Annotated in this window: 23 protein-coding genes and 4 tRNA genes; 19 read left to right on the forward strand and 8 right to left on the reverse strand. The window is 68.7% G+C overall.

The annotated features are described in order from the left end of the window. The first annotated feature begins 13 nt into the window (after nucleotides 1-13). Entirely contained in the window at nucleotides 14-640 is a 627-nt protein-coding gene (locus tag ACIRGA_RS22525; protein WP_400944081.1) for a DUF6338 family protein, read from the forward strand. After that, nucleotides 640-813 carry a hypothetical protein gene (locus ACIRGA_RS22530; RefSeq protein ID WP_400944083.1) on the forward strand — a complete coding sequence of 58 codons (174 nt, stop codon included), beginning with the start codon at nucleotides 640-642 and terminating at the stop codon, nucleotides 811-813. The genes ACIRGA_RS22525 and ACIRGA_RS22530 overlap by 1 nt, the downstream gene beginning before the upstream one ends. Before the next feature lie 231 nt (nucleotides 814-1044). Here ACIRGA_RS22530 and ACIRGA_RS22535 read toward each other — a convergent pair. The 4 genes from ACIRGA_RS22535 to ACIRGA_RS22550 form a co-directional block, all read right to left on the reverse strand. Beyond that, nucleotides 1045-1119, reverse strand: a tRNA-Val gene (locus tag ACIRGA_RS22535). A 1-nt stretch (nucleotide 1120) separates the two neighbouring features. Continuing rightward, a tRNA-Cys gene (locus ACIRGA_RS22540) sits at nucleotides 1121-1191 on the reverse strand. Nucleotides 1192-1216: 25 nt separating this feature from the next. Further along, nucleotides 1217-1289: transfer RNA gene (locus tag ACIRGA_RS22545), tRNA-Gly, on the reverse strand. Nucleotides 1290-1425: 136 nt separating this feature from the next. Beyond that, complete coding sequence (locus ACIRGA_RS22550) at nucleotides 1426-1851, reverse strand: SsgA family sporulation/cell division regulator (RefSeq protein ID WP_005159130.1); 426 nt, start codon at nucleotides 1849-1851, stop codon at nucleotides 1426-1428. A 400-nt stretch (nucleotides 1852-2251) separates the two neighbouring features. On the opposite strand from ACIRGA_RS22550, the gene ACIRGA_RS22555 reads away from it, so the two are divergent. The 5 genes from ACIRGA_RS22555 (at nucleotide 2252) to ACIRGA_RS22575 (ending at nucleotide 8175) form a co-directional block, all read left to right on the forward strand. Then, a tRNA-Val gene (locus tag ACIRGA_RS22555) sits at nucleotides 2252-2323 on the forward strand. An 870-nt stretch (nucleotides 2324-3193) separates the two neighbouring features. Beyond that, a complete protein-coding gene (locus ACIRGA_RS22560) occupies nucleotides 3194-4720 on the forward strand; it encodes a sugar transferase (protein ID WP_400944085.1) in 1527 nt (508 codons plus the stop codon). 108 nt (nucleotides 4721-4828) lie between these two features. Next, nucleotides 4829-5443: a malonic semialdehyde reductase gene (locus ACIRGA_RS22565; RefSeq protein ID WP_400944087.1), complete on the forward strand. Its 615-nt coding sequence runs from the start codon at nucleotides 4829-4831 to the stop codon at nucleotides 5441-5443. Between the two features lie 138 nt (nucleotides 5444-5581). Further along, the gene (thrS, locus tag ACIRGA_RS22570; protein WP_400944089.1) at nucleotides 5582-7642 is read left to right on the forward strand and encodes a threonine--tRNA ligase; all 2061 of its coding nucleotides are present in this window, start codon (nucleotides 5582-5584) and stop codon (nucleotides 7640-7642) included. Beyond that, nucleotides 7639-8175: an HIT family protein gene (locus ACIRGA_RS22575; protein ID WP_400944091.1), complete on the forward strand. Its 537-nt coding sequence runs from the start codon at nucleotides 7639-7641 to the stop codon at nucleotides 8173-8175. Before thrS ends, ACIRGA_RS22575 begins: the two co-directional genes overlap by 4 nt. An 86-nt stretch (nucleotides 8176-8261) precedes the next feature. Here ACIRGA_RS22575 and ACIRGA_RS22580 read toward each other — a convergent pair whose 3' ends face one another. Continuing rightward, entirely contained in the window at nucleotides 8262-8804 is a 543-nt protein-coding gene (locus ACIRGA_RS22580; protein ID WP_034307837.1) for a YceI family protein, read from the reverse strand. Nucleotides 8805-8920: 116 nt separating this feature from the next. Here ACIRGA_RS22580 and ACIRGA_RS22585 point away from each other — a divergent pair, with 116 nt between their 5' ends. The 6 genes from ACIRGA_RS22585 to ACIRGA_RS22610 all read left to right on the forward strand — a co-directional run bounded on the left by ACIRGA_RS22585 (nucleotide 8921) and on the right by ACIRGA_RS22610 (nucleotide 13251). Then, a complete protein-coding gene (locus tag ACIRGA_RS22585) occupies nucleotides 8921-9463 on the forward strand; it encodes a MarR family winged helix-turn-helix transcriptional regulator (protein WP_400944094.1) in 543 nt (180 codons plus the stop codon). 102 nt (nucleotides 9464-9565) lie between these two features. Next, nucleotides 9566-10207 carry a phosphatidylinositol phosphate synthase gene (gene pgsA / locus ACIRGA_RS22590; protein ID WP_016334780.1) on the forward strand — a complete coding sequence of 214 codons (642 nt, stop codon included), beginning with the start codon at nucleotides 9566-9568 and terminating at the stop codon, nucleotides 10205-10207. Beyond that, complete coding sequence (locus ACIRGA_RS22595; protein WP_400944096.1) at nucleotides 10204-11121, forward strand: phosphatidylinositol mannoside acyltransferase; 918 nt, start codon at nucleotides 10204-10206, stop codon at nucleotides 11119-11121. Before pgsA ends, ACIRGA_RS22595 begins: the two co-directional genes overlap by 4 nt. A 22-nt stretch (nucleotides 11122-11143) precedes the next feature. Next, entirely contained in the window at nucleotides 11144-12289 is a 1146-nt protein-coding gene (locus ACIRGA_RS22600; RefSeq protein ID WP_400944224.1) for a glycosyltransferase family 4 protein, read from the forward strand. Between the two features lie 8 nt (nucleotides 12290-12297). Then, entirely contained in the window at nucleotides 12298-12768 is a 471-nt protein-coding gene (locus ACIRGA_RS22605; protein WP_400944226.1) for an NUDIX hydrolase, read from the forward strand. A gap of 12 nt (nucleotides 12769-12780) precedes the next feature. Beyond that, on the forward strand, nucleotides 12781-13251 hold the full coding sequence (locus ACIRGA_RS22610) for an XdhC family protein (protein ID WP_400944098.1): 471 nt from the start codon (nucleotides 12781-12783) through the stop codon (nucleotides 13249-13251). Here the strand turns inward: ACIRGA_RS22610 and ACIRGA_RS22615 are convergent. Next, nucleotides 13245-15356 carry an elongation factor G-like protein EF-G2 gene (locus ACIRGA_RS22615; RefSeq protein WP_400944100.1) on the reverse strand — a complete coding sequence of 704 codons (2112 nt, stop codon included), beginning with the start codon at nucleotides 15354-15356 and terminating at the stop codon, nucleotides 13245-13247. The two genes, ACIRGA_RS22610 and ACIRGA_RS22615, sit on opposite strands and share 7 nt — an antisense overlap. 163 nt (nucleotides 15357-15519) lie before the next feature. Between ACIRGA_RS22615 and ACIRGA_RS22620 the strand changes: the two genes are divergently transcribed. After that, nucleotides 15520-16938, forward strand: coding sequence for an FAD-binding oxidoreductase (locus ACIRGA_RS22620; protein ID WP_400944102.1), 1419 nt, complete (start codon nucleotides 15520-15522; stop codon nucleotides 16936-16938). A gap of 194 nt (nucleotides 16939-17132) precedes the next feature. Then, nucleotides 17133-18047, forward strand: a complete 915-nt coding sequence (gene pdxS, locus ACIRGA_RS22625; RefSeq protein WP_400944104.1) for a pyridoxal 5'-phosphate synthase lyase subunit PdxS — start codon at nucleotides 17133-17135, stop codon at nucleotides 18045-18047. A 1-nt stretch (nucleotide 18048) separates the two neighbouring features. Here the strand turns inward: pdxS and ACIRGA_RS22630 are convergent, their stop codons facing one another. After that, nucleotides 18049-19626 (reverse strand): MFS transporter, encoded by a 1578-nt coding sequence (locus ACIRGA_RS22630; RefSeq protein WP_400944106.1) that lies wholly within the window; start codon nucleotides 19624-19626, stop codon nucleotides 18049-18051. A 120-nt stretch (nucleotides 19627-19746) separates the two neighbouring features. Between ACIRGA_RS22630 and ACIRGA_RS22635 the strand changes: the two genes are divergently transcribed. Then, nucleotides 19747-20394, forward strand: coding sequence for a TetR/AcrR family transcriptional regulator (locus ACIRGA_RS22635; RefSeq protein WP_400944108.1), 648 nt, complete (start codon nucleotides 19747-19749; stop codon nucleotides 20392-20394). A 43-nt stretch (nucleotides 20395-20437) separates the two neighbouring features. Here ACIRGA_RS22635 and ACIRGA_RS22640 read toward each other — a convergent pair whose 3' ends face one another. Then, on the reverse strand, nucleotides 20438-20863 hold the full coding sequence (locus ACIRGA_RS22640; protein WP_400944110.1) for a PaaI family thioesterase: 426 nt from the start codon (nucleotides 20861-20863) through the stop codon (nucleotides 20438-20440). A 100-nt stretch (nucleotides 20864-20963) separates the two neighbouring features. Here ACIRGA_RS22640 and ACIRGA_RS22645 point away from each other — a divergent pair, with 100 nt between their 5' ends. From ACIRGA_RS22645 to ACIRGA_RS22655, 3 genes are all read left to right on the forward strand, one after another. Then, the gene (locus tag ACIRGA_RS22645) at nucleotides 20964-21113 is read left to right on the forward strand and encodes a hypothetical protein (protein ID WP_400944112.1); all 150 of its coding nucleotides are present in this window, start codon (nucleotides 20964-20966) and stop codon (nucleotides 21111-21113) included. Between the two features lie 103 nt (nucleotides 21114-21216). Beyond that, nucleotides 21217-21717 carry a peptidase inhibitor family I36 protein gene (locus tag ACIRGA_RS22650; RefSeq protein ID WP_400944114.1) on the forward strand — a complete coding sequence of 167 codons (501 nt, stop codon included), beginning with the start codon at nucleotides 21217-21219 and terminating at the stop codon, nucleotides 21715-21717. 89 nt (nucleotides 21718-21806) lie between these two features. Then, nucleotides 21807-24497: a BTAD domain-containing putative transcriptional regulator gene (locus ACIRGA_RS22655; RefSeq protein WP_400944116.1), complete on the forward strand. Its 2691-nt coding sequence runs from the start codon at nucleotides 21807-21809 to the stop codon at nucleotides 24495-24497. Nucleotides 24498-24616: the final 119 nt, after the last annotated feature.

The following is a 24616-nucleotide window of genomic DNA, read 5'->3' on the forward strand; positions in this document are numbered from 1 at the left end:
AGGAGAATTCCGCATGGGGCAGACGCCTTCCACTGTCATCCAAATAGCGTTGCTCATCCTTTTCGTACTCCCCGGGATCGTTTACCAATTCCTCCGGGAGCGGTGGCGTGGGCCGGTTCCCGGCGAACGTGAGATAGGGGAACGGGTCCTCCGCGCGGTCACGGCTTCCGTCGTTCTCGACGTCGTCTACGCGATCGCGCTGGGTCCGCAGCTGATCCGGCTCTACGGTACGAACGGCGACGGCCTGGCCAAAAACGCGCGGCTCGCGGGAGCGGCGGCGCTGGTCTTGTTGTTCGTGATCCCCGCGGCGGCCGCCGCGTTGACTTCCTGGCTTCGACGCCGTCGGCTGCGCAGCCGTTACCGGACCACGCCGACCGCGTGGGACCACGCGTTCCGCGACCGCAAACCGTCCTTCGTCCGCGTCCGGTTGACCGATGGAACCTGGGTCGGCGGATGGTACGGGACCCGTTCTTTCGCCAGTTCCTATCCGCATCCCCGAGAGCTCTACCTCCAGTCCGCCTGGCGCATGCGAACGGACGGTGGTTTCGTGGAACGGGTCGATCACACCGACGGCCTCTACCTTCGCGCCGACAGCGTGGAAGTGCTGGAAATACTCGAATCACCCGATCAGGAGCGCTGATGCCCGAGCTGACTCCCGAGGAACGAGACCTGCTGGCCGGCTCGACCGGCCGCCGCGGATACGCGCCGACCGGCCCGGACGTCGAACCCGAACACGCGCCACCCGGCGCGGCAGGCCCGTCCATGCCGCCGGACGAGCCGGGCACACCGGAAACCGACGATCACGAGAGCTGATGAGGGTGCGGTATAGGTGGCGTGGCGGGCACGACCTGATCGGCTTCGCTGCGACAAAGCGTATTCGTCCCGGGCGATCCCGCGGACCCGGCCGCATGACCGGCACGGGACAGGTTCGTCGGCGTGATCGGCTCGGCACCCACAGGCTACGTAGGCCATCAGATGCCGTCATTTACGACTGAAGCCCCGCCCCTCCGAGGAGGAGCAGGGCTTCTGACCTGCGAAAACAGATGGTGCGCGATACTGGGATTGAACCAGTGACCTCTTCCGTGTCAGGGAAGCGCTCTCCCGCTGAGCTAATCGCGCGAGGTGGAGACGGGATTCGAACCCGTGTACACGGCTTTGCAGGCCGTTGCCTCGCCTCTCGGCCACTCCACCGTGTCAGGCCCGAGAGGGCCTTCCGAGCGGATGACGGGATTCGAACCCGCGACCCTCACCTTGGCAAGGTGATGCGCTACCAGCTGCGCTACATCCGCACATCCTCGGTTCGGATGGGAGGTCAGAACCTCGCGGTTCTGTCTCTCACCCCGTCGCCGTGGTGTGTGTGAACACTATCGGACCCCGAAATCGACCTTGCAACCGGGGTGCCACTTGCTGTTCGCAAGCCCGTCATCAGGCCAGATCGTTGGGGATCAGGTGGGTCAGGGCGTCGTCGACGTCGACCCACAGGTGCTCGTTGCCCGGGAGCACGACGTCGTAGGTCCGGTCGAGGAAGTCGGCCAGCTCCTGAGCGGACGCCTCGAACATGGCGTGCCCGGACGGCGAGTTCAGTTCGATGAGGACGGACTCGGGGTCTTCGACGGAGGGGCGGATGCGTACGTCGCCGTCGCCCGCGTCGGCCAGGAGGCCGTCCGCGAGGAGGTCGCGCGCGTAGACCCACTCGACCCAGCCGGCGCGGCCGGTGCGGAAGGCGGCCACGACCGCGTACGGGTCGCGTGTGTCGTATCGCAGTTCCACCTTGACCGGAACCGCGGGGGTCCGCGGCGCCAGGAGGTCGAACACCGCCGTCGAGCGGAGCGTCACGTGATCGTTGCGCATCGTCCTACCCTTCGTCTCCTTCCCGGCCCGGTCGAACCGAGTGGCGATGATGTGACGTATCGGCCGGCTGATCGGAACGCGGTTTTGCCGCAGATCACCCGGACGGGGTCATCGGACCCCGGGTCCATGCTCCGTCACCCCATCATCACCCGCGCGACGCGCAGCCCTACATGCGCCCTGCAGGCAGTCCACATGTACATACTGCGCGGTTTAGTCGTCACGCGATAGCACCGTCGCACGAATGTCGAAACGCGTCGCGGGCGGCCCCCGGCCGTGACAACCCCGACTAGCTCGCGGTTGTTCGCTCCGTATTTGCTGGTGAGCGGAGTGTGGTCGGCGGGAACCACCCGTTTGCAGGCCCCCTAAAGTCGTGGGGTAGAGTCTGCCGGACACCGCGAGCGGGCGATTAGCTCAGCGGGAGAGCGCTTCGTTCACACCGAAGAGGTCACTGGTTCGATCCCAGTATCGCCCACCGGATGAAGGCCCTGGACCATCGGTCCGGGGCCTTGATTCATTCTCGGGCACTGTCGGCGGTGCGCCGTCCGGCGGCATTCGATCCCCAGGTCGGACGCGGGTTATGTGGGGGCGGTACTTCTGCCGTCGCGGGCGGCCCGGGCGGTGCGGTGAATCCACCCGGCGTGGCGGGTGCCGCCGGTTCGAAGATCCCCGAAGCCCGCCCTTCCGGCCGGTGTGGACATTCGCCGGAGAGCGCGTGTCGCGTCATGAAAATGTCGCATGATCCGACCATTGAGACTTCTTTGTGATCCTCGGCACGAATCGTCCGGCGAAAGGTCCAGACCACGAAGAAAGTGACGTGGGGCATGGTCGGGCGGCTCACCCGTCCGGCTCCGGCCACGGGGCCGCCGTGACGTCGACGTGATGTGACGAAACGCCACCCCGGTGACCGATTGACAAGGTAGGTGGACGCGCCGGGCGGGCCGTGGTCCTCCCGGGCCGTGAAATCCACAGTGGACCGGCCGGAGATCGACTTCCGCGCACCGTCCACTGTGGAGTTTTCCGGGCTGTTCGGCCGATCGGGGAAGCGGTGCTCCAAGTGGCCGCGAACCCGGGGAATTCGTGACTACTTTGAGTAGTTGTTCGGAGGATACGGCCTATTACGCATCGTCATCATCTTGTTATCAACACGGCATTCATTTGCCGGATGCTCGCCCAGGGTGTGGCTGGAAATCCTTGTAACGATGGCCGGAGAGTGGCCGATACCTTGGCGTGTGTCGCCCCATCGGCCGCTGCGAGACCTTGAGAATCGATCACTCTTCGAGATCAGTCTCATTTACTCAGCGTGTTGATCCGGCGTTCGGGAATTCCCACTCCGGGAGGTCTGATGGAAGAGTCGGTGCGGCCGTCGTCCACCGTCAACGGGACGCCGCAGCACATCGACCTCCAGTCGATTCCGCTCCCCCCGCAAAGGGGCGCGGGCGATGCCGCCGCGGTCGACACCACGTCGGCGCGGCCCCCTTACGCGGCTTGGGAATCGCGCTACCGCGCCTGGGTCATCGGTAGTGACGTTTTCACCGCGTTCGTGCTCATCGTGATGAGCGCCTTCTTGATCGATCGCTCCGATCCGCACGACATGCACGCGCTCGGTACCGCCGCAGCCTTCCTGTTCGGGCTGTCGGTCTGCCGTGCCTGGAGCCCGCGTGTGCTGGGCGAGGGCGCGGAGGAGTATCGGACGCTGGGGCGTGGCCTGGTGACCACCGCTGTCCTCGTCGCGTTGGGCGGCCTGCTCTTCGGCGCGCTCGCCGTGCAACCGTGGGTCTTCATCGTCGTCCCGATGATCTCGGTCTTCATGTTCCTGCAGCGGTACGCGCTGAGACAGGTGCTGCACCGGCGCAGACGGCTCGGTGAATGCCTGCTGCCGGTGCTCGCGGCCGGAAGTCCCGACACGGTCGCCGATCTCATCGCGCGCACCAAGGCCGATCCCCATGTCGGCTGGCGCGTGGAAGCCGTCTGCACGTACTCCGGCGCCGGCGCGGAACGGGGGAGCGGCGAGGTGGAAGGCGTCCCGATCGTCGGCAAGCTCGACGATCTCGCGGGCCACGTCCGCCGCGGCGGCTACCGGGTGGTCGCCGTGACCGCCGATCAGCACTGGAACCCGAAGCGCCTCCAGCGGCTCGCTTGGGACCTCGAAGGAACCTCGGCCGAGATGGTGGTCGCGCCGATGCTGATGGAGGTCGCCGGACCGCGGCTGAACGTCTCCGGTGTGCTCGGCATGCCGCTGCTGCGGGTCACCGCGCCGATGTTCACCGGCGGCCGCCGTCTGGTCAAGGAAGGGCTCGACCGGTTCGGCTCGGCCCTGCTCCTCACCCTCTTTTCCCCGCTGCTGCTGGCGATCGCGGTCGCGATCAAACTCGACGACCGCGGCCCGGTGATCTACCGGCAGCGTCGCGTCGGCCGCGACGGCCACACCTTCACGATGCTGAAGTTCCGCACGATGGTCACGAACGCCGACAAGCTCAAGCACGATCTCCAGGCGGACAACGAAGGCGCGGGCCCGCTGTTCAAAATGCGCAAGGATCCGCGGGTGACCCGGGTCGGCGGTCTGCTTCGCCGGTACTCCCTCGACGAACTGCCGCAGCTGCTCAACGTCGTGAGCGGGCGGATGTCGCTCGTCGGCCCCCGTCCGCCGCTGCCCGAGGAGACCGCGAAGTACGCCCCCGACGCGCGCCGCCGTCTCCTGGTCAAGCCGGGGCTGACCGGGCTCTGGCAGGTCAGCGGGCGCAGCGACCTCAGCTGGGCCGAGAGCATCCGCCTCGACCTGCGCTACGTCGAGGACTGGTCCCTCGCCCTCGACCTGGTGATCCTCTGGAAGACCTTCCGCGCGGTGGTGCAGGGACGAGGTGCCTACTGACGCCTTCCTGTGACCGGACCCACACGCAGCGATAGTTGAGCGAGAAATAGTTCAGCGCTCAACTAGGTTGGGACGGGTACAGGACGCGTACGGAAGGAAGATCCACCCATGACCACCAGCGTTGAGCCGACCGAAGCCTTGAACCTCCCGCAGGACGTTCAGGACCTGTTGTTCCGCGAGGCCCGTACCGCGAACAACTTCAGCGACGAGCCGGTGACCGACGAGCAGATCCGCGCGATCTACGAGCTGGTCAAATGGGCTCCGACGTCGATGAACAACCAGCCGCTGCGCGCGCTGGTGATCCGCACCGAAGAGGGCAAGAAGCGGCTCTCCCCGCTGATGTCCGAGGGCAACCGCGCCAAGACCGAGGCCGCGCCGGTGACCGTCGTGCTGGCCGCCGACACCGAGTTCCACGAGAACCTGCCGCGCACGTTCCCGCACTTCCCGGGTGCCAAGGACCTGTTCGCCGACGAGACGAGCCGTGTCGAGACCGCCAAGCTCAACGCCCTGCTGCAGGTCGGTTACTTCATCATCGGCGTCCGTGCCGCCGGGCTGGCCGCCGGCCCGATGACCGGCTTCGACGCCGACGGCATCGACAAGGAGTTCTTCGCGGACAAGCCGTGGAAGTCCCTCGTCGTGATCAACGTCGGCAAGCCGGGCGAGAACCCCTGGTTCGACCGCCTGCCGCGGCTGGACTTCGACGAGGTCGTCGAGACCGTCTGACCTCGTTCCCCGATACGCGAAGGCCTTCTTCCGATGGGAAGGAGGCCTTCGTGGTGTTAGGGGTAATGCGCGTGAGCCGCGCCGCACCTGACGACTAACATCACGGGAACCATCCGCTTTAACCGCGAGGAGTCCATCGTGTCCCAGCCGTCGTCAGTAGCAGCCGCAACCGCCCCGCGCGTGGTGGTACCGGCGGGCACTACGGCGGGCACCGCGGTCCGCGAAGCCGGGCTGCCGACCAAGGGGCCGGACACGATCGTCGTCGTGCGCGACGCCGAGGGCAACCTCCGCGATCTCTCCTGGGCCCCGGAGGCCGAGGTCGAGGTCGAGGCCGTCGCGGCGAACACCGAGGACGGGCGCAGCGTCATCCGCCATTCGGCCGCCCACGTGCTCGCCCAGGCCGTGCAGCAGCAGTTCCCGCAGGCCAAGCTCGGCATCGGCCCGCCGGTGAAGGACGGCTTCTATTACGACTTCGCCGTCGACACCCCGTTCACCCCGGAAGACCTGCAGGCGCTCGAGAAGCGCATGAAGCAGATCGTGAAGGGCGCGCAGCAGTTCTCCCGCCGCGTCTTCGACTCGGTCGACGAGGCCAAGAAGGAACTCGCCGACGAGCCGTTCAAGCTGGAGCTCGTCGACATCAAGTCCGATGTGGACACTTCCGAGGTGATGGAGGTCGGCGGCGGAGAGCTGACCATCTACGACAACCTCGACCCGCGCACCAAGGAGCGCGTGTGGAGCGACCTCTGCCGCGGCCCGCACGTGCCGACCACCAAGTTCATCCCGGCGTTCAAGCTCACCCGGGTCGCCGCCGCGTACTGGCGCGGTAACGACAAGAACCCGCAGCTGCAGCGGATCTACGGCACCGCGTGGGAATCCGCGGAGGCGCAGGACGTCTACCTGGAGCGCCTCGCCGAGGCCGAGCGGCGCGACCACCGCAAGCTCGGTGTCGAGCTGGACCTGTTCTCCTTCCCCGACGAGATCGGCTCGGGGCTGCCGGTGTTCCACCCCAAGGGCGGGATCATCCGGCAGGAGATGGAGAACTACTCGCGCCAGCGGCACGTCGAAGCCGGGTACGACTTCGTCTACTCGCCGCACATCACCAAGGGCGCGCTGTTCGAGACCTCCGGTCACCTCGACTGGTACCGCGACGGCATGTACCCGGCGATGCACCTCGACGCCGAGCACAACGAGGACGGTTCGGTCCGCAAACCCGGCCAGGACTACTACCTCAAGCCGATGAACTGCCCGTTCCACGACCTGATCTTCCGTTCGCGCGGGCGTTCCTACCGGGAACTGCCGCTGCGGATGTTCGAGTTCGGTTCCGTGTACCGCTACGAGAAGTCCGGCGTGATCCACGGTCTCACCCGCGTGCGCGGCATGACGCAGGACGACGCGCACATCTTCTGCACCCTCGAGCAGGTGCCCGGTGAGCTGAAGTCCCTTTTGGACTTCGTGCTGAACCTGTTGCGCGACTACGGTCTCGACGACTTCTACCTCGAACTGTCCACTCGGAACGAAGAGAAGTACATCGGTTCCGAAGAGGTCTGGGCCGAGGCGACCGAGGTGCTGCGGACCGCCGCCGTGGACTCCGGTCTGGAACTGGTGCCGGATCCGGGCGGCGCCGCGTTCTACGGGCCGAAGATCTCCGTGCAGGCGAAGGACGCGCTGGGCCGCACCTGGCAGATGTCGACCATCCAGCTGGACTTCATGCTGCCCGAGAAGTTCGAACTGGAGTACACCGCGGGCGACGGCAGCCGTCAGCGTCCGGTGATGATCCACCGCGCGCTGTTCGGCTCGATCGAGCGGTTCTTCGGCGTGCTGACCGAGCACTACGCGGGGGCGTTCCCGGCGTGGCTGTCGCCGGTCCAGGTGGTCGGCATCCCGATCACCGAGGACCAGGTCGAGCACCTGCGCGGCGTCGAGAAGGCGCTGCGGGCCAAGGGGATCCGGGTCGACGTCGACGCGAGCGGCGACCGGATGCAGAAGAAGATCCGCACCCACACCACGCAGAAGGTGCCCTTCATGCTCCTGGCGGGCGCGAAGGACGTCGAGGCGGGCGCGGTGTCGTTCCGGTTCCGTGACGGCGGCCAGATCAACAGTGTCCCGGTGGCCGACGCGGTCGAGGCGATCGCCGGCTGGGTCCAGCGCCGTGAGAACTCTTCGCCGACCGTGGCGGGCTTGGAGGCGGTCCTCCGGTGACGGGCCTCGATGGCCCAGAAGTCGTCGGACAGGACGGTGTGGGGGTCCCGGACGCGTTACAGCGCCTGTGGACCCCGCATCGGCTCGCCTACGTGCAGGGGTCGAAGAAACCCGACGAGGGCTGCCCGTTCTGTCGTCTTCCCGAGAAGAGCGACGAGGACGCGCTGATCATCGCGCGTGGGAAGACCGTGTACGTGGTGCTGAACCTGTATCCGTACAACCCCGGTCACCTGATGGCCGTGCCGTACCGCCATGTCGCGGACTACACGGACCTGACGCCGGAGGAGACCGTCGAGGTGGCGGAGTTCACCCAGCACGCGATGCGGGTGATCCGGGAGGTTTCGTCGGCGCACGGGTTCAACATCGGGATGAACCAGGGCGTGATCGCCGGCGCGGGGATCGCCGCGCATCTGCATCAGCACGTGGTGCCGAGGTGGGGCGGCGACGCGAACTTCATGCCGGTGATCGGGCACACGAAGGTGCTGCCGCAGTTGCTGGGGGAGACGCGGCAGCTGCTGGCGGACGCCTGGTAGCTCCAGGCCATATGTCCGTGAAGGCCTCCTTCACTACCTTTAGGGTAGGGAAGGAGGCCTTCACGGACTGGACGACCCAGCGGGCCTCAGGCGTTGAGCGCGGCCTGCAGCTCGATGTCGATCTTGACCTTCTCGGACAGGAAGGCGTTGCCCTCCGGGCCGATGCCGAAGTCGCGGCGGTTCACGGTGGCGGTGGCCGAGACGCCGAGCGTGGTGGCGTTGTCGTTGGCCGGGTTGGTGCCGATGCCGTTGAACTCGGCTTCGAGCGAGACCGGGACGGTCTTGCCGCGCCAGGTGAGCTCGCCGTCGATGACGTAGTCGCCGCCGTCCTCGCGGATGCCGGTCGAGCGGAAGGTGATGACCGGGTGCTCGTCGACGTGGAAGAAGTCTTCCGACTTGAGGTGCGTGTCACGCCCGTCGACGCCGCTGGCGACCGACGAGGCGTCGATCTCCACGGTGACCGACGAGTCGAGGATGTTGTCGGCCGTGACGACCTCACCGGTGAAGGCGGTGAAGTTGCCGCGGGACTTCGCCAGTCCGAGGTGCTTCACGGTGTAGGCGATGTCGGAGTGGGCGGTGTCGATCGTCCACTTGCCTGCGACGTAGCCCGGGATCTCGGTGGTGGTCATGTGAGTCGATCTCCAAAGTCTGTGTGCGTTCGTGGTGAACCCTCGTCTGGTTGAGCGCTCAACTGTGACTGTAGCGCAATTTGGTTGAGCGTTCAACCAGGGGTAGTATGGGTGTCATGTCCGAACCCCGATGGCTCTCCGACGAGGAGCAAAAAGTCTGGCGTGACTTCTCCGCGGCCACGCGGATGCTGCAAGCGCACCTGGAGGGCCAGCTTCAGCACGAGGCGGGCATGCCCCACACGTACTACGAAGTGCTCGTCGCCCTGTCCGAGGCGCCGGACAGGCGGCTGCGGATGAGCGAACTCGCCGACGCGCGCAAGGCGTCGCGCAGCAGGCTCTCGCACGCCGTCGCGCGCCTCGAGGCGAACGGCTGGGTGCGCCGTGAGTCCTGTCCCACCGACAAACGCGGTTCCTGGGCGGTGCTCACCCCGGCCGGTTTCGCGGCGCTGGAGGAGGCCGCCCCCGGGCACGTCGAGGCGGTCCGCGAGAGCCTCTTCGACCCGCTGACCCCCGAACAGGTGACCGCGCTCGGCGAGATCAGCGCCGCCGTATTGGGGCGGCTGTCGCCGAAATGCGCCGCGGCCGAGGCGGAATTGGCGTTGCGGGAAGAGACTCTCGCGGACCTCGAAGACTCGGCCGAACTGGCCAAAGCGGACTGACCGGGAGCCGGTCCAGGGGCGGGCGCGTCACCTCTGTCGGTGCGGGTGGATAGGCTTCGGGCGGCCACCCGACCCTGCTGCTTAGGTGCACCTGAAGAACCGATGCTCAACATTTTCGCGCGCGCCTCCGTTTCCCGCGTCACCGACCCGATGGGGAAGGTGCTCGTGCGCGCCGGTCTGACCCCCAACGCGATGACCGTCATCGGCACGGCCGGGGCGGTGCTGTGCGCGCTCGGGTTCTTCCCCAACGACATGCTGCTGTGGGGCACCTTCACCGTCTGGGGCTTCGCGATGCTGGACCTGCTCGACGGCGCGATGGCCCGCGCCCGCGGGTACGGCACGGCGTTCGGGGCGGTCCTCGACGCGACCTGCGACAGGCTGGTCGACGGCGCGTTGTTCGCCGCGATCGCCTGGTGGTGCTTCGTCCACGACGACAACCGCCCGGCCGCGGCCGCCGCGCTGATCTGCCTGGTGCTCGCGCAGGTCATCTCGTACGTCAAGGCCCGCGCCGAGGCTTCCGGTCTGGAGGCGGACGGCGGGCTCGTCGAACGCGCGGAACGCCTGATCATCGCCCTCGTGGGAACCGGACTGCACGGTCTGGGCGTTCCGTACACCGTGGACATCACGCTCTGGCTCCTCGCGGTGCTTTCGGTGATCACCCTGCTGCAGCGGACGGCCGCGGTGGCCAAGGCGGCAAGGGCCGCGAAGGCGGCCGGGCCACCCGCCGCGGAGGGCGGGGCATGAGCGGGTTCTCCCAGCGCCTCAGCGACTTCGGCTACGCGGCGGGCTGGCGGCTCGCGCGCTGGCTGCCGGAGTCGATGGGCGCGGTGACCTTCGGGCTGGGCGCCGATCTGGCCGTCCGGCGGGACGGCGGCGGCGTGCGCCAGCTGCGGAGCAATCTCGCGAGGGTCGTGCCGCAGGCCGACGGCGCCGAACTCGACGAACTGACCCGCCGCGCGATGCGCTCTTACGCCCGCTACTGGCACGAGATGTTCCGGCTGCCCTCGATGGACCACAAGGAGGTCAGCCGCAAGGTCGCCCAGTCGATCACCGGGGTGGAGAACCTCGACGCCGCCCTCGCCGAGGGTAACGGAGCGGTGATGGCGCTGCCGCACAGCGGGAACTGGGATGCCGCCGGTGTCTGGCTCGCGGACTATCTCGGCGGGTTCACCACGGTCGCGGAGCGGCTGAAGCCCGAATCGCTGTACCAGCGGTTCGTGTCCTACCGGGAATCGCTCGGTTTCGAGATCGTGCCGCTGACCGGCGACAGCTCCGCGATGCGCGTGCTGCTCAAGCGGCTGCGGGAGAACAAGGCGATCTGCCTGGTGGGGGACAGGGACCTGACGAATTCCGGGGTACCGGTCAAATTCTTCGGCGAGCAGACCCGGATGCCGGGCGGGCCTGCCAGGCTGGCCGCCACCACCGGCGCCGCGCTGATCCCGGCGGGCTGCTGGTTCACCGAGGACGGCTGGCAGATCAGGCTGCATCCGCGGATCCGGGTGACGAACCGCTCCGAGGTCCCGGCGGCCACCCAGGCGCTGGCGGACATCTTCGCCGGGGACATCGCCGCGCATCCGGCCGACTGGCACATGATGCAGAAGTTCTGGCTCTCCGATTTCGAAGCCGGGGAACAGGCCGAACTCGGCGAAGCGAGCTGAGCGGATGGCTCAGTCACGGGTCATGAAGATCGGGATCGTCTGCCCGTATTCGTTCGACGTGCCGGGCGGCGTGCAGGGGCACGTCATCGATCTCGCGAAGGCACTGCTGGCGCGCGGGCACCAGGTCTCGGTCCTGGCTCCGGCGGACGAAGACTCCGACGTCCCGGATTTCGTGGTCCCCGCCGGGAAGGCGCTCGGTATCCCGTACAACGGCTCGGTCGCGCGGCTGCAATTCGGCCCGGTGTCCTACGCCCGGGTGCGGCGGTGGATCCGCGACGGCGACTTCGACGTCCTGCACCTGCACGAGCCCGCCGCGCCGAGCCTTTCCTTGCTGGCGCTGAAGGTCGCGGACGGACCGATCGTGGCGACCTTCCACACCGCGACGACGCGTTCGCGGACGCTGGCGGCGTTCCAGCCGGTGCTGCGGCCGCTGCTGGAGAAGATCACCGCGCGGATCGCGGTTTCGGCGCTGGCCCGCCGGGTCCAGGTCGAGCACGCCGGGGGCGACGCGGTCGAGGTGCCCAACGGCGTCGACGTCGACTTCTTCTCCCGCGCGCTCCCGCTGGACGGCTACCCGCGAGCGGGCGGCACGGTCGGATTCGTCGGGCGGTACACCGAGTCCCGCAAGGGGATGGGGGTGCTGCTGGAGGCCTTGCGGATGCTGCTTCCGGAGTTCGAGGAGCTGCGGCTGCTGGTCGTCGGCCGCGGCGACGCGGATCAGCTCCGGCGCGAAGCCGGGCCGGAGCTGGCGCCGCATATCGATCTGCTCGGCCAGGTCGACGACGAGACGAAGGCGCGGGCGCTGCGCAGCGTCGACGTCTACTGCGCGCCGAACACCGGCGGCGAGAGCTTCGGGATGATCCTCACCGAGGCGATGGCGGCGGGCACGCCCGTGCTGGCGAGCGGCCTGGACTCGTTCCGCCGTGTCCTCGACGACGGCAAGGCCGGGATGCTGACCGAGACCGGCGACGCGGCGGCGCTGGCCGACGGATTGCGTGAGCTGCTCGGAGACCCGGCCCGCCGGGCCTCGCTGGCGGCGGCCGCCGGGGAGCGGGTCGCGATGTTCGACTGGTCCGTGGTCACCACGCAGGTCCTGCGGGTGTACGAGACGGCGATCGCCGCCGACCCCCGCCGGGTCGGCGCGGGGGAACGCGAGTTCAGCCGGTGACGACCTGGATGTGGATCGGCGGTCTGGTGGCCGCGATCGTGGTGCTGGGCGGGCTGTTCCTGCTCGCGACGGCGAACCGGCTGGACCGGCTGCACGTCCGCACGGACGCCGGCTGGGCGGCCCTCGACGCGGCCCTCGCGCGGCGCGCCGTCGTCGCCAGGGCGGCCGCCGCGATCCTGGGTGACGAGGAGCTGCGGGCGCTGGGTGAGCGTGCCGAGCGGGCGCCGAGGCCGGATCGTGAAGCGGAAGAAAGCGAGCTGACTTTGCGGCTGGCGCGCGTCGATCGCGCCGCCTTGCCGCCGCCGCTCGCCGAAGAGCTGACCGACGCCGAGCACCGCGTCGTCATCGCGCGACGCGTGCACAACGACGCCGTCCGGGACACCCTGCACCTGAGGCGGCGGCGGAAGGTCCGGTACTTCGGCCTCGCCGGGACAGCCCGGCTTCCGGAATACTTCGAGATCGCCGAGCCCGAACTTTAGGAGGACGGACCCATGAGCGAGCGGCTGCTGGTGGCGGTGTTCGCGACGCCGGTCGCGTCGTTCCTCCTGCGTTACGGCCAAGACCTCGGCTACAAGGCGGTGCTGTTCGAGCCGGACGGCGCACGCGTGACGGATGTCGAGGCCGGCCTGGAGGCCGTCACGACGGTGCCGGACCTCGGCGCGGACGCCGACGTCGTCGTCACCGATCACGACCGGCCCGAGCTCGGTGATGTGCTCAAGGCCGTACTGGACCGCCCGGCCAGGTGGGTCGGGGTGCTGGGCAATCCGCGCCACGCCGGCCCGCACGTCGCCGCGCTCAAGGCGCTGGACGTCCCGGACCACGAGATCGCGCGCGTCCATCGCCCGGTCGGGTTGAACATCGGCTCACGCACACCGCCCGAGATCGCCGTCGCCACCCTGGCCGGTCTGCTGGCCGACCGGAACGGACGGCCGGGCGGCTTCGACTTTTCTCGCCCTCAGTGAACGGCGACCGCCCCTTCCGGCATCGGCTCGAACCGGGCGTGCTTGCGTGTGAACGTCGCCGTGCCCGATGTCAGCGAACGTAGGTCGATCGCATAACGCAGGAGCTCGACCGCGGGGACCTCGGCGCGGATGACCGTGCGGCCGCCTTCACCCGATTCGGTGCCGAGTACGCGGCCCCGCCGGGACGAGAGATCGCCCAGCACGGTGCCCAGGTGCTCGTCCGGAAGCCGCACCGCCACCTCTTCGAGCGGTTCGAGCAGCGCGATCTTGGCCGCCGCGGCGGCCTCCTTCAGCGCCAGCGCGCCCGCCGTCTGGAACGCGGCGTCCGACGAGTCGACGCTGTGCGCCTTGCCGTCGACGAGGGTCACCCGGATATCGATCAGCGGATGGCCGTCGACGATCCCTCGCTGGGCTTGGGCACGGACTCCCTTCTCGACGCTCGGGATGAACTGGTGGGGTACCGAGCCGCCGACGACCTTGTCCACGAACTCGAAGCCCGACCCCCTCGGCAATGGCTGGACCTCGATGTCGCAGACGGCGAACTGGCCGTGCCCGCCTGATTGCTTGACGTGCCGTCCGTGCCCGCGAGCCGATCCGGCGAAGGTCGAACGCAGGCTGATGCGGACGGGTTCGGTGTCCACGTCGGCGCCTCCCGCGCGCAGCCGCGACAGCACGACGTCGGCGTGGGCCTCGCCCATGCACCACAGCACGAGCTGGTTGGTCTCGGCGTTGCGGTCGAGCCGGAGCGTGGGGTCGCCCGCGACGAGCCGGGCGAGGTTGCGCGCCAGCGTGTCCTCGTCGCTGCGCGTCTTCGCGATGACGGCGACCGGCAGCAGCGGTTCCGGCATCGCCCACGGTTTCATGATCAGCGGGTCTTCCGGCGAGGAAACGGTGTCACCGGTTTCCGCCGAGCCGACCTTGGTGAGCGCGCAGAGGTCGCCCGCGACGCAGTACGGGACTTCGCGCAGGTTCGCGCCGAGCGGGGAGTACAGATGCGCGACCCGTTCGTCGGCGTCGTGATCCTCGTGCCCGCGTTCGGCGAGACCGTGGCCGGAGACGTGCACCGGCCGTTCCGGGCGAAGCGTCCCGGAGAACACCCGCACCAGCGACACCCTGCCGACGTAGGAGTCGACAGCGGTCCGGACCACCTCGGCCGCCAGCGGGCCGTCGGGATCGGCGCGGAGCCCGGCATGCGGCTCCCCAGTGGGCGAGGTGACCTCCGGCGGGACGTGCTCCAGCGGTGACGGGAAGGCACGCACGATCCCGTCGAGGACTTCGGCGAGCCCGACCCCGGTCGTCGCGCACACCGGGATCACCGGATGGAAGGAGCCGCGGGCGACGGCGGTCTCGAGGTCGGCGATCAGCGTGTCCTCGGCGATCTCCTCACCGGCGAGGTACCGGTCCATCAGGGACTCGTCCTCGCTCTCGGCGATGACCCCTTCGATCAGCTCGTTGCGGGCCTCGGTCATCCGCGCGAGCTCGGCCTCGTCCGGCTCGCCGATTTCGGGCGGGAAGCCCTGTGAATAGTCGAAATAGCGGCGCGTGATGAGCCCGACGAGCCCGTCGCGCGCGGGCAGGTACAGCGGCAGGACGCCGGCTCCGAAGGCCTCCTGACAGGCCGCGATCTCGCCTCCGGGGTCGGCGCGGTGATGGTCCAGCCGGGAGACGACCACCGCCCTCGGCATCCCGACGGCCGCGCACTCCTCCCACACCGCGACCGTGGCCGCGTCGACGCCTTCCGCCGCGCAGACCACGAACAACGCGGCGTCGGCGGCGCGGAGCCCGGCCCGCAGTTCGCCGACGAAATCGGCGTACCCGGGGGTGTCGATGAGGTTGATCTTGTGGCCCTGGTGCAGCACCGGCGCGACCGAGAGACCGACCGACCGCTGCTGCCGGACCGCGGCGGGATCGTGGTCGCATACCGTGGTGCCCTCCACCACCGAGCCTGCCCGCGTCACCGTGCCGGACGCGGCGAGCAGGGCTTCGGCGAGTGTCGTCTTGCCCGACCCCGACGGGCCGACCAGGACGACGTTGCGCACTTTCGCCGGGTCGTCCACAGCGACGGCGGCCCCGGAGTCTCCGTTCTTGCTCTGTTTGTCGGCCATGCCGGTCTCCTCACCACACGATGCCGCGTACAGGTGTGTCCTCGATCACACACCCGCGACGGGCGTCGCGGCAAGGCGACCGGCGAGGGACCCCCCGAATGTCGACGCGCCGTTATGCTCGATGGCGGCACCCGGAGGTGGATCCGACGGTGGGGGATGAGCGATGGAGCTCGACAGACGCACGGTGTTACGGCTGGCAGGGGCGGTCCCGATGATGGCGGCGGTGCCCGCCGCCATTCCCGAGAGCGGTGGTCCGTGGGAGCGGCTGCGCGCCCGGCTGGCGGGCGAGCTGTTCCGGCCCGGCGACCCCGGCTACGACGAAGTGAGGCTCGGGTTCTTCAGCCTCTACGACCATCGGCTGCCCGCCGGTGTCGCGGTCTGCGCGAACGAGGACGACGTCCGCCGTTGTGTCGATTTCGCTGCCAGGCAGCGGATTCCGATCACGGCCCGCTCGGGCGGGCACAGCTACGCCGGTTATTCCACAGTGGACGAAGGGCTCGTCGTCGACCTGTCCCGGCTGAACGCGGTCGAGATCCTGCCCGGTGGCCGGGCGGCGATCGGGGCGGGCGCGCAGCTCGGCCGGGTGTACGAAGCGTTGGCGGCGGAGGGCCGCGCACTGCCCGCCGGCAGCTGTCCTCAGGTCGGCATCGCCGGCTTGACCCTCGGCGGCGGGATCGGGGTTCTGGGTCGTAAGTATGGGCTGACCTGCGACAACGTCGAGTCCGTGCGCTTCGTCGGCGCGGATGGCAAGGCACGCCTGGTGTCGGCGGAGACGGCGCCGGACCTGCTGTGGGCGTTGCGCGGCGGTGGCGGCGGCAACTTCGGCATCGTCACGTCGTTCACCTTCCGCACGGCGCCTGCCAGGACGCTGACGAACTTCAACCTGGTCTTCCCGCCCGCCGCGCTGGCCGCCTTGGTCGCGGCCTGGCAGGAGTGGCAACCCGCTATGCCGGACGAGCTGTGGTCCGGGATGGGCCTCGGCGCCGAGACGGCGAACTGCGGCGGCTGTTTCGTGGGCTCGGCCACGCAAGTGAATCCCTTGCTGGACGATCTGGTCCGCCGCGTCGGAGTCCAGCCGCTCAAACGCGAAGTGACCGAGCAAGGCCACCTGGCCACGATGCGGACCTTCGCCCAGGAGGCCGCTTTCCCCGCCGCCGTCGCGCAGCGCGGGGAGTACGTGGCCACCTCACGGATACTGACCCATCCGGTGCCCGACACCGACGCGCTGGCGGCGTTGCTGGCGAGTGATCCGCAGCTGTATTCGATCGTGGACGCGTACGGCGGCGCGATCGCGCGGGTGCCGTCGAGCGAGTCGTGTTTCCCGTACCGATCGGCCCTGGGCAGTATCCAGATCATCCGCGGCCTCGAAGGCGGCGAGGCGTACGCGCGCCAGGTCATCGGCCGGGTGCGGGACGAACTCGGCCGTGAGTTCGGGAGCGCCGGGTACATCAACTACATCGACCCGGAGATGCCGGAGTGGACGAAGGCGTACTACGGCGAAAGCCTGCCGCGGCTGCGCCGGGTCGCGCGGAAGTACGACCCGGACGGCCTGTTCGCCTTCGAACAGGGCCTGGCCCGCTGACGCGTTTCGTCCTCTGGATGCGGTAGTTCGCTGTCGAACCACCGCATTCAGAGGACGAAACGCGGGGGAGTAGTGCGGGCCAGATCACCCAGTGGACTGCTGAAATCGCCGCGAACTGGCCTGCTTCAGAGGTCCAAAAGCGGCCTACCCTCGGAGGCGTCACCCCACTCGTGCGCATTCCGAAAGGTCCAGCAGTGTCTGACGACTCCACGAACACGGCCACCACCTCGCTCACCGGCACCGCCCGGGTCAAGCGCGGGATGGCGGAGATGCTCAAGGGCGGTGTGATCATGGACGTGGTCACCGCCGAGCAGGCGAAGATCGCCGAGGACGCCGGTGCCGTCGCGGTGATGGCGCTCGAGCGGGTCCCCGCGGACATCCGCGCGCAGGGCGGCGTCGCCCGGATGAGCGACCCGGACCTGATCGACGGCATCATCGAGGCCGTTTCGATCCCCGTCATGGCGAAGGCCCGCATCGGCCACTTCGTCGAGGCGCAGCTGCTCCAGTCGCTCGGCGTCGACTACATCGACGAGTCCGAGGTGCTGACCCCGGCCGACTACGAGAACCACATCGACAAGTGGGCCTTCACGGTGCCCTTCGTCTGTGGTGCGACCAACCTCGGCGAGGCGCTGCGCCGCATCAACGAGGGCGCGGCGATGATCCGGTCCAAGGGCGAGGCCGGCACCGGCGACGTGTCGAACGCGACCACGCACATGCGCAAGATCCGTGCCGAGCTGCGCCGTCTCTCCTCGCTGCCCGAGGACGAGCTTTACGTTGCGGCCAAGGAACTCCAGGCCCCGTACGAGCTCGTCAAGGAGGTCGCGGCGAAGGGCAAGCTCCCCGTCGTGCTGTTCACCGCGGGCGGTATCGCGACCCCGGCCGACGCCGCGATGATGATGCAGCTCGGTGCCGAAGGCGTGTTCGTCGGCTCCGGCATCTTCAAGTCCGGCAACCCGGCACAGCGCGCCGAGGCGATCGTCAAGGCCACCACGTTCTACGACGACCCGGACGTCATCGCGAAGGTTTCCCGTGGTCTCGGGGAAGCGATGGTGGGCATCAGCGTCGACGACGTGCCCGAGCCGCACCGCCTTTCCGAGCGCGGCTGGTAGGTCACCCTGTCGTTCGAGAGGCTCCGTGGACGTCCGTCCACGGGGCCTTTTCCTTGAGGAACAAGGCGATCACGCCGGTGATCAGGGCGATGGCCGATGCCATCAAGAACACGATGTCGATGGCACCGATGAACGTCGACACGGCGGCCTGCCGCTGATCCGGTGGAAGCGTCTCGAGGATCGAGGTGTTCAGTTCGCCGTTGTTGTTGGCCGCACCGGCTGCTCCGGTGAGGTTGTTCGCCAGCGTCCGCGTCATCACTGTGCTGAAGATCGCGAAGCCGAGTGCGACACCGAGTTGCTGGTTGAAGCGCAGCGACGTGGTGGCTACGCCGATGTCCTCGAGGCCGACCGAGTTCTGGGTGAACTGCATGGCGATGCCGAGCGACTGCCCGATCGCGATACCGATCATGAACTCGCCGAGACCGACCAGCCAGAAGCTGGTGTCCGAGGTCAGCATGCCGAAACAGGCCAGCACGATCGCCTGGAGCAGCCCGGCCGCGAACAGCAGGTACTTGAACTTTCCGAACGCGGCAAGGATCCACTTCGCGACGAAGACCGACGCCACCAGTCCGACGGCCATGCACAACGTCAGCAGACCGGCCTGGGTCGCGCTCAGGCCGCGGCCGACCTGCAGGTAGCCGCCGATGTAGAACAGACCGCCCGCGATCCCCATTCCGGTGAACAGGGAGACCGGCATCATCACCCGGAGCACCGGATGACGCAGCAGCCGCAACGGGACCAGCGGATCCGGCGCGGTCAGCACACGCCAGACGAACGCACCCAGCAGGATCAGCCCGGAGATGCCGAGCAGGGTGATCGTGCCGGAGTTCCACGGGTATTTCTTGCCACCCCAGTCGGCCACCAACAGCAGCGCGGCCGCGGCGCCGGCGATCAGGGCGGCGCCGAGGAAATCCACCTTGCGCCGTTCCCGGTGCCGGGGCAGTCGCAGCTTGGTGATGGCGACCAGCAGGATCGCCAGGCCCAGTGGCAGGTTGAGGTAGAACACCCAGCGCCAGTCCAGGCTGTCGGCGACGAAACCGCCGAGCGTGGGGCCGAGCGCCAGCCCGACGCCGACCATCACGCTGGCGAACGCCACCTTGGTGGACGTCGCCCCGCCTGCTTCGTCCTCGTCGTCGTCGCGGAACAACGTGCCCATGATGATCAGCGCGACCGCCGTCAGACCGCCTGCCCCGACACCCTGCACCGTCCGGTAGAGGATCAGCTGTGTCATGTCCCGCGCGATGCCGCACAGCCCGGAACCGATCAGGAACGTGGTCAGCGAGAACACGAAGACCGGTTTCGGGCCGTAGACGTCGGAAAGCTTGCCGTACAGCGGTACCACGACGCAGTCCGCGAGCGCGTAGGACGTGGTCAGCCACGGCAGTAGCGAGACACCGTGCACCGGGTCGAGATCGGCGACCATCTTCCACGACACGGCCGTCACGATGTTGATGTCCAGCAGAGCCAGCAGCAGTGTCGCGAGACAGCCGAGCGCCATCAGGATCACCGCGGTCTTGCTCATCAGCAGTTTGTCGCCGTCGTAGAGCGCCTCAGCGCCCCCGCCCCCTCTGTCGCTCATGGCTTCCCCTCAGTTCGATGCTTCGCCACGGCGTAAGGATGGACCTAAACTTATATAGAGTCAAGAAATCGTCCGGACCTAATTTTGGATCCGGTATGAGAGAGCTGATAGAATTCCCCCATGGCGGAGGTGCTGGGTCTACGGGAGCGCAAGAAGCAACGCACGCGGGATGTCATCTCCCGGGCGGCGATCACCCTGTTCCTCCGCGACGGCTACGACCAGGTGTCGGTCGCGCAGGTGGCGGAGGCCGCCGAGGTGTCGAAGATGACGGTGTTCAACTACTTTCCGGCCAAGGAGGATCTGGTCCTCCATCAGAGCCGCGATCACTTCGAGGAGACGGCGCGGATCGTTCGTGATCGTGGGCCTGATCAGACGCCGCTAGGCGCGCTGCGCGCGCATTTCCTCACCGGCCTCGCCGAGCACGACGCGGGCACCGGGTTGTGTGACGACGAGGACTACCTGGCCTTCCAGCGGATGGTCCAGTCGACGCAGAACCTGAGGCTGGGCCTGAGCGAACAGCTCTGGCGCAGTGAGGAGAGCCTGGCCGCCGCGTTCGCCGAGGCGATCGAAGTGCCGCCGTCGGACGTCGTGGCCAGGGTCGCCGCCCGGCAGGTGCTGGTATCGCAGCAGACCCTCGTCGGGGACAACCTGAACCTCATTCTCCTCGGCAAACGGCCTGCCGAGATCTACGACGACGCCGTCGCCGCCGCGAAAGCCACGTTCGCCCTCTTGGGCCGGGGCATGTCGAGCTGCGGTCTCGACGACTGACCCGGCCACTGTGGACACTCGGCGCGCCGAGTGTCCACGTGCATCAGCGGGTGGGGCCGTTCCTGGTCAGGACGCTTCCCTGTGCCGCCGCACTGAGCGTCGTGGTCCCCTCCTGGCTGACAACGTAAAGGTCGCAGCGGCAGGTGGCTTGGCGGCGGCCGCTGTGCAGGACCCGCGCTTCCGCCACGAGCCGGACGCCGTTCGCCGGCCGCAGATAGTTGATGCTGAAGCCGCCGGTGAGGACGTCCGGGCCCAGCGTGGTCCCGGCCGCGAAGGTGATCGCGTTGTCCGCGGCGTACGCGAGCACCCCGCCATGGAGATACCCGTTCTGCTGCAACAGGTCTTCGCGGATGTCGAGCTCCAGAGTCGCCGCACCGTCACCGAACGAGGTCACTCGCGTGCCGAGCAGGACGCTGAACGGTTGCGCGGCGAGGCCCTTCTGGGCGTCTTCAAGGGTCAGTTCGGTCATCAGAGCCACGCTTTCAAGTCGGTCAATGCAATCATCGGCGTCCCCAGCGGCCGATCCGCCCAGTGATCATGAATCCCCCTACGAAGCGATCATAGCCACGGTGTGGATCAAGCTCGCCGCGGTTCAGGAGCTGAGGTACGACCAGGAGCTCCTGCCGAAGTTCGCCCTCGGGCAGTACGCCGCCGAGAAGGGCTTCGCCTACTTCGCGGCGCTCGCCGGACTGGGTCTGATCGGCGACCAGCACGTCTAAGCGGGTGAACCGCGGTCCCTTTTCGACTGCTTAGGCGCCGGGCAGCGGCTCGCGAGACCTTGATTTCGGTGTGCGGAGGGCACGCCGAAATCAAGGAGGACAAATGCGCACTCTTCGGTTCTTTTCCACCGCCCTGGGCGTCGCCGCGATCGCGACGGCGCTCGTCGCGGCTCCCGCTTCGGCCGCACCGGAGGGGGTGGCCACGCTGAAGGCCGCCGGCATCGACGCGGCGAAGCTCGCCCCGGGCTGGAAGATCGTCGGCGACCAGATCGTCTGGAACGGTGGGGAGACCACGCTGTCGTTGTCGCCCAGCGCGGCCAGCAACTGCCAAGCGAACTACGTGTGCCTGTACGAGCACCGCGACTTCGGCGGACGGCGACTGCAGTTCCGGGACGCGGGGCTCAAGAATCTGGTCGACTACGGATTCAATGACCAGATGTCGTCCTGGCACAACCGACGCGGAGTCGACGCCCGCTGGTACTACAACATCGGCAGCGGGACCAGCCGCTGCATGCAGGCGGGCTCCCAGTCGTCGTACGTCGGGAACGGCGACAACGACCAGGCGACTTCGTTGAGAATTTACACGTCGGCCAGCGCCTGTTGAGCGAAATGTTCCTTCGAATGCCGGACGCCGCCCCCGGACATTTCTGAGACTCTCGACTGGGGTGTCTCGATTTACTGGGGGAGAAATCGGTGAAGGAAAAGAGTTTCTATTTCTATCGCCTGTTCGGTGAACCCGCGGCCGAGTGGCAGGGCACGGACCTGCCACTCGGCCCGCCACAGGCGCGCCGGGTGTTCGCGCTCCTGCTGATCGAGGCCGGCCGCCCGGTGCCGTCGGAACGGATCATCGACGAGCTTTGGGGCGAAACGCCACCGGTCTCGGCGAAAGTCCAGATCCAGGGGCTGATCTCGGGCCTGCGCCGCGCCTTGCGCTCGCCACGGGGCGAACAGCCGATCCTGACCAGGGGAGCGGCGTATCTGCTCGACGCGCGGCCGGAGGACACCGACGCCGGCCGGTTCACCTGCCTCACCGCGAGGGGCCGCGAACTGCTGGCCCTCGACCGTCATCGTGAGGCGGCCCAGCACTTCCGGGACGCGCTGGAACTCCTGCGGGGGCCGGTACTGGCCGGGATCCCGGCCGCGGCCGAGGTCGTCGCGCGCTGGGAGGAGGAACGGCTTTCGCTTCTGGAGGACAAGGCCGAAGCCGAACTCGGGCTCGGCGAGCACGACCGGTTGGTGCCCGAACTGCGTGACCTGCTCATGGCCGCCCCGTTCCGGGAACGGGTCTGCGGGCTGTTGATGACCGCGCTCGCCCGGGCGGGCCGCGTGGCGGAGGCACTCGACGTCTACGCCGGATGGCGCCGCAGGCTGGTCGACGAACTCGGTGTCGAGCCGTCGCCGTCGATCCGCTCGCTGCAGTGCGAGATCCTGCGCGACGGCCGGGGAATGACGACGCGGGAATATCCCGCGTACCAGGAACCCGCGGTGCCGAGCCAGCTGCCGCCGGGCATCCCGGACTTCGTCGGCAGGGACGAGCTGAGCGCGGATCTGCTGGCGGAACTGCGCCACGACGACGGCCGCGACACCCCGCCCGTGGTACTGCTGACCGGCGCCGGCGGGATCGGGAAGTCCTCGCTCGCGATCAGGCTCGCGCACCAGGTCGCCGGCGACTACCCCGATGGCAGGCTGTTCGCGGCCCTGCGCGGCACCACGAACGAGCCGAGGTCACCGGAGGCCGTGCTCGCCGGGTTCCTGCGCGCGTTCGGTGTGCCGACCGACGGGATCCCGGCCGACGTCGACGAATGCGCCTGCCTGTTCCGCAGCCTGGTCCACGGGCGCCGGGTGCTGCTCGTCCTCGACGACGCCGCCGGTGAGGCCCAGCTGCGGCCGTTGCTGCCCGCGGGTGGCGGCTGCGCGGTGATCGTCACGAGCCGGTTCGTCCTGGCAGGTCTCGAACTCGGCCGACAGGTCCCGGTCGACGTCCTGCCGCTGGCCGACGCGGAGGCTCTTCTCGCGAAACTCACCGAAACCGACGAAGATCCCGTTGCCGCACAACAGGTTCTCGAACACTGCGGCGGGCTCCCGCTGGCGTTGCGGATCGTCGGCAGCCGGATCGGCGACCGCACGGGCTGGCGGCTCGCCGACGTCGCGGGCGAGCTGTCCGTCGAACGACGGCGACTGGATTGGCTGTGCGCGGGGGATCTCGCCGTCCGCGGCAGTCTGTCCCTCGGCTACCGGCAACTGTCGCCGGACCGGCAGCGGCTGTTTCGCAGACTGGGTCTGTTGCCTCCGGCCGATTTCCCCGCGTGGGCGGCGGCGCTCGCCGACGACGGAGAGCCCGAAGTGACGTCTCGCGCGCTGGAAGACCTGCGGCATCGGAACATGGTCCAGCCCGCCCCGCGTGCCACCGGCGCACCCCGCTACCGGGTGCATGATCTTCTGCGCGCGTTCGCGGTCGAGGAGGTCGCGGCCGAACCGGAAGAAGACCGCGCCAACGCGACCGAACGAGTGCTCGGCGGCTGGCTCTGGCTCGCGGAGAAGGCCGCGGATCGGTTGTCCCGCAGTGTATTGCGCCCGGAACCCGGCGGCGCGGCCCGGACCTCACTCGACGAAGGGCTGGTGGCCGAACCGCTTTCGTGGTTCCGGGACGAAGTTCCCGCGCTGGAGGCGGCCGTCTCGTACGCGGCGGACGCCGGGCTCGGGGAGCTCGCCTGGGAACTCGCCGTCGTGACCGCGTCGTACTTCGACCACAGTGGACTGTACGCGGAATGGTCGCGGTGTCACCGGTGCGCGCTCATCGCGGCGAGGGAGTCCGGATGCGCGCGCGGGGAAGCCGCTCTGCTGCGGGGGATCGGCCAGATCCACCTATACCGGGACGACTTCCGGGCGGCGTGCGAGGCGCTCACCGAATCGTGCCGGATCAGCGACCGCATCGGCGACCGGGCGGGGCGGGCCAGGGCGCTGACCGGGCTTTGCGTGCTCGCGCGGGCGGCCGGACGGCCCGAGACGGCGCGCGTGACGGCGAGCCGGGCGCTGGCCGTCTTCCGCGAGATCGGTGACGTCCTCGGCATGGCGCACGCCCACACCTCGTGCGCCGTCGCGAGCGCCGACCTCGGTCTTCTCGACGAGGCGGAAGCGGAACTGGACGAGGCCGGGCGGCTCTGCGCCGAGCTGAACGACCCGCACCGCACGGCGCTCGTCCTGCGCAGGAAGGGGCAACTGCACCTGAGGCGCGAGGACCGGCGGAGCGCGATGTCGTGCCTGCGCCGCGCGCTCGAACTGCTCGACTCGCTTTCCGACGAGATCTGCGCCGACCGGGTGCGGCTGGATCTCGCCCGGATCCGCGCGATGCGAACCCCCGCGAAGGTGTTGATCGGAACTTGAGGGGAAGGTCAAACGTGGCGTTTTCGGGGGCGGGGGGGGGGGGGGGGGGGGGGGGGGGGGGGGGGGCGAGCCCCCCACCCCACCCCCCCCCCCCCCCCCCCCCCCCCCCCCCGGGGCCG

Source organism: Amycolatopsis sp. NPDC102389 (assembly GCF_044765885.1).
Lineage (GTDB): Bacteria > Actinomycetota > Actinomycetes > Mycobacteriales > Pseudonocardiaceae > Amycolatopsis.

Bases quoted from the DNA above. Each gene is read 5' to 3' on its own strand.
- ACIRGA_RS22610 (WP_400944098.1), top strand. From the start codon at position 12,781: ATGAGCGAGCGGCTGCTGGTGGCGGTGTTCGCGACGCCGGTCGCGTCG.
- ACIRGA_RS22635 (WP_400944108.1), top strand. From the start codon at position 19,747: ATGGCGGAGGTGCTGGGTCTACGGGAGCGCAAGAAGCAACGCACGCGG.
- ACIRGA_RS22525 (WP_400944081.1), top strand. From the start codon at position 14: ATGGGGCAGACGCCTTCCACTGTCATCCAAATAGCGTTGCTCATCCTT.
- ACIRGA_RS22650 (WP_400944114.1), top strand. From the start codon at position 21,217: ATGCGCACTCTTCGGTTCTTTTCCACCGCCCTGGGCGTCGCCGCGATC.
- ACIRGA_RS22640 (WP_400944110.1), bottom strand. From the start codon at position 20,863: ATGACCGAACTGACCCTTGAAGACGCCCAGAAGGGCCTCGCCGCGCAA.
- ACIRGA_RS22620 (WP_400944102.1), top strand. From the start codon at position 15,520: ATGGAGCTCGACAGACGCACGGTGTTACGGCTGGCAGGGGCGGTCCCG.
- ACIRGA_RS22605 (WP_400944226.1), top strand. From the start codon at position 12,298: ATGTGGATCGGCGGTCTGGTGGCCGCGATCGTGGTGCTGGGCGGGCTG.
- ACIRGA_RS22550 (WP_005159130.1), bottom strand. From the start codon at position 1,851: ATGCGCAACGATCACGTGACGCTCCGCTCGACGGCGGTGTTCGACCTC.
- ACIRGA_RS22565 (WP_400944087.1), top strand. From the start codon at position 4,829: ATGACCACCAGCGTTGAGCCGACCGAAGCCTTGAACCTCCCGCAGGAC.
- ACIRGA_RS22630 (WP_400944106.1), bottom strand. From the start codon at position 19,626: ATGAGCGACAGAGGGGGCGGGGGCGCTGAGGCGCTCTACGACGGCGAC.
- ACIRGA_RS22600 (WP_400944224.1), top strand. From the start codon at position 11,144: ATGAAGATCGGGATCGTCTGCCCGTATTCGTTCGACGTGCCGGGCGGC.
- ACIRGA_RS22560 (WP_400944085.1), top strand. From the start codon at position 3,194: ATGGAAGAGTCGGTGCGGCCGTCGTCCACCGTCAACGGGACGCCGCAG.
- ACIRGA_RS22615 (WP_400944100.1), bottom strand. From the start codon at position 15,356: ATGGCCGACAAACAGAGCAAGAACGGAGACTCCGGGGCCGCCGTCGCT.
- ACIRGA_RS22585 (WP_400944094.1), top strand. From the start codon at position 8,921: ATGTCCGAACCCCGATGGCTCTCCGACGAGGAGCAAAAAGTCTGGCGT.
- ACIRGA_RS22595 (WP_400944096.1), top strand. From the start codon at position 10,204: ATGAGCGGGTTCTCCCAGCGCCTCAGCGACTTCGGCTACGCGGCGGGC.
- ACIRGA_RS22530 (WP_400944083.1), top strand. From the start codon at position 640: ATGCCCGAGCTGACTCCCGAGGAACGAGACCTGCTGGCCGGCTCGACC.
- ACIRGA_RS22580 (WP_034307837.1), bottom strand. From the start codon at position 8,804: ATGACCACCACCGAGATCCCGGGCTACGTCGCAGGCAAGTGGACGATC.
- pgsA (WP_016334780.1), top strand. From the start codon at position 9,566: ATGCTCAACATTTTCGCGCGCGCCTCCGTTTCCCGCGTCACCGACCCG.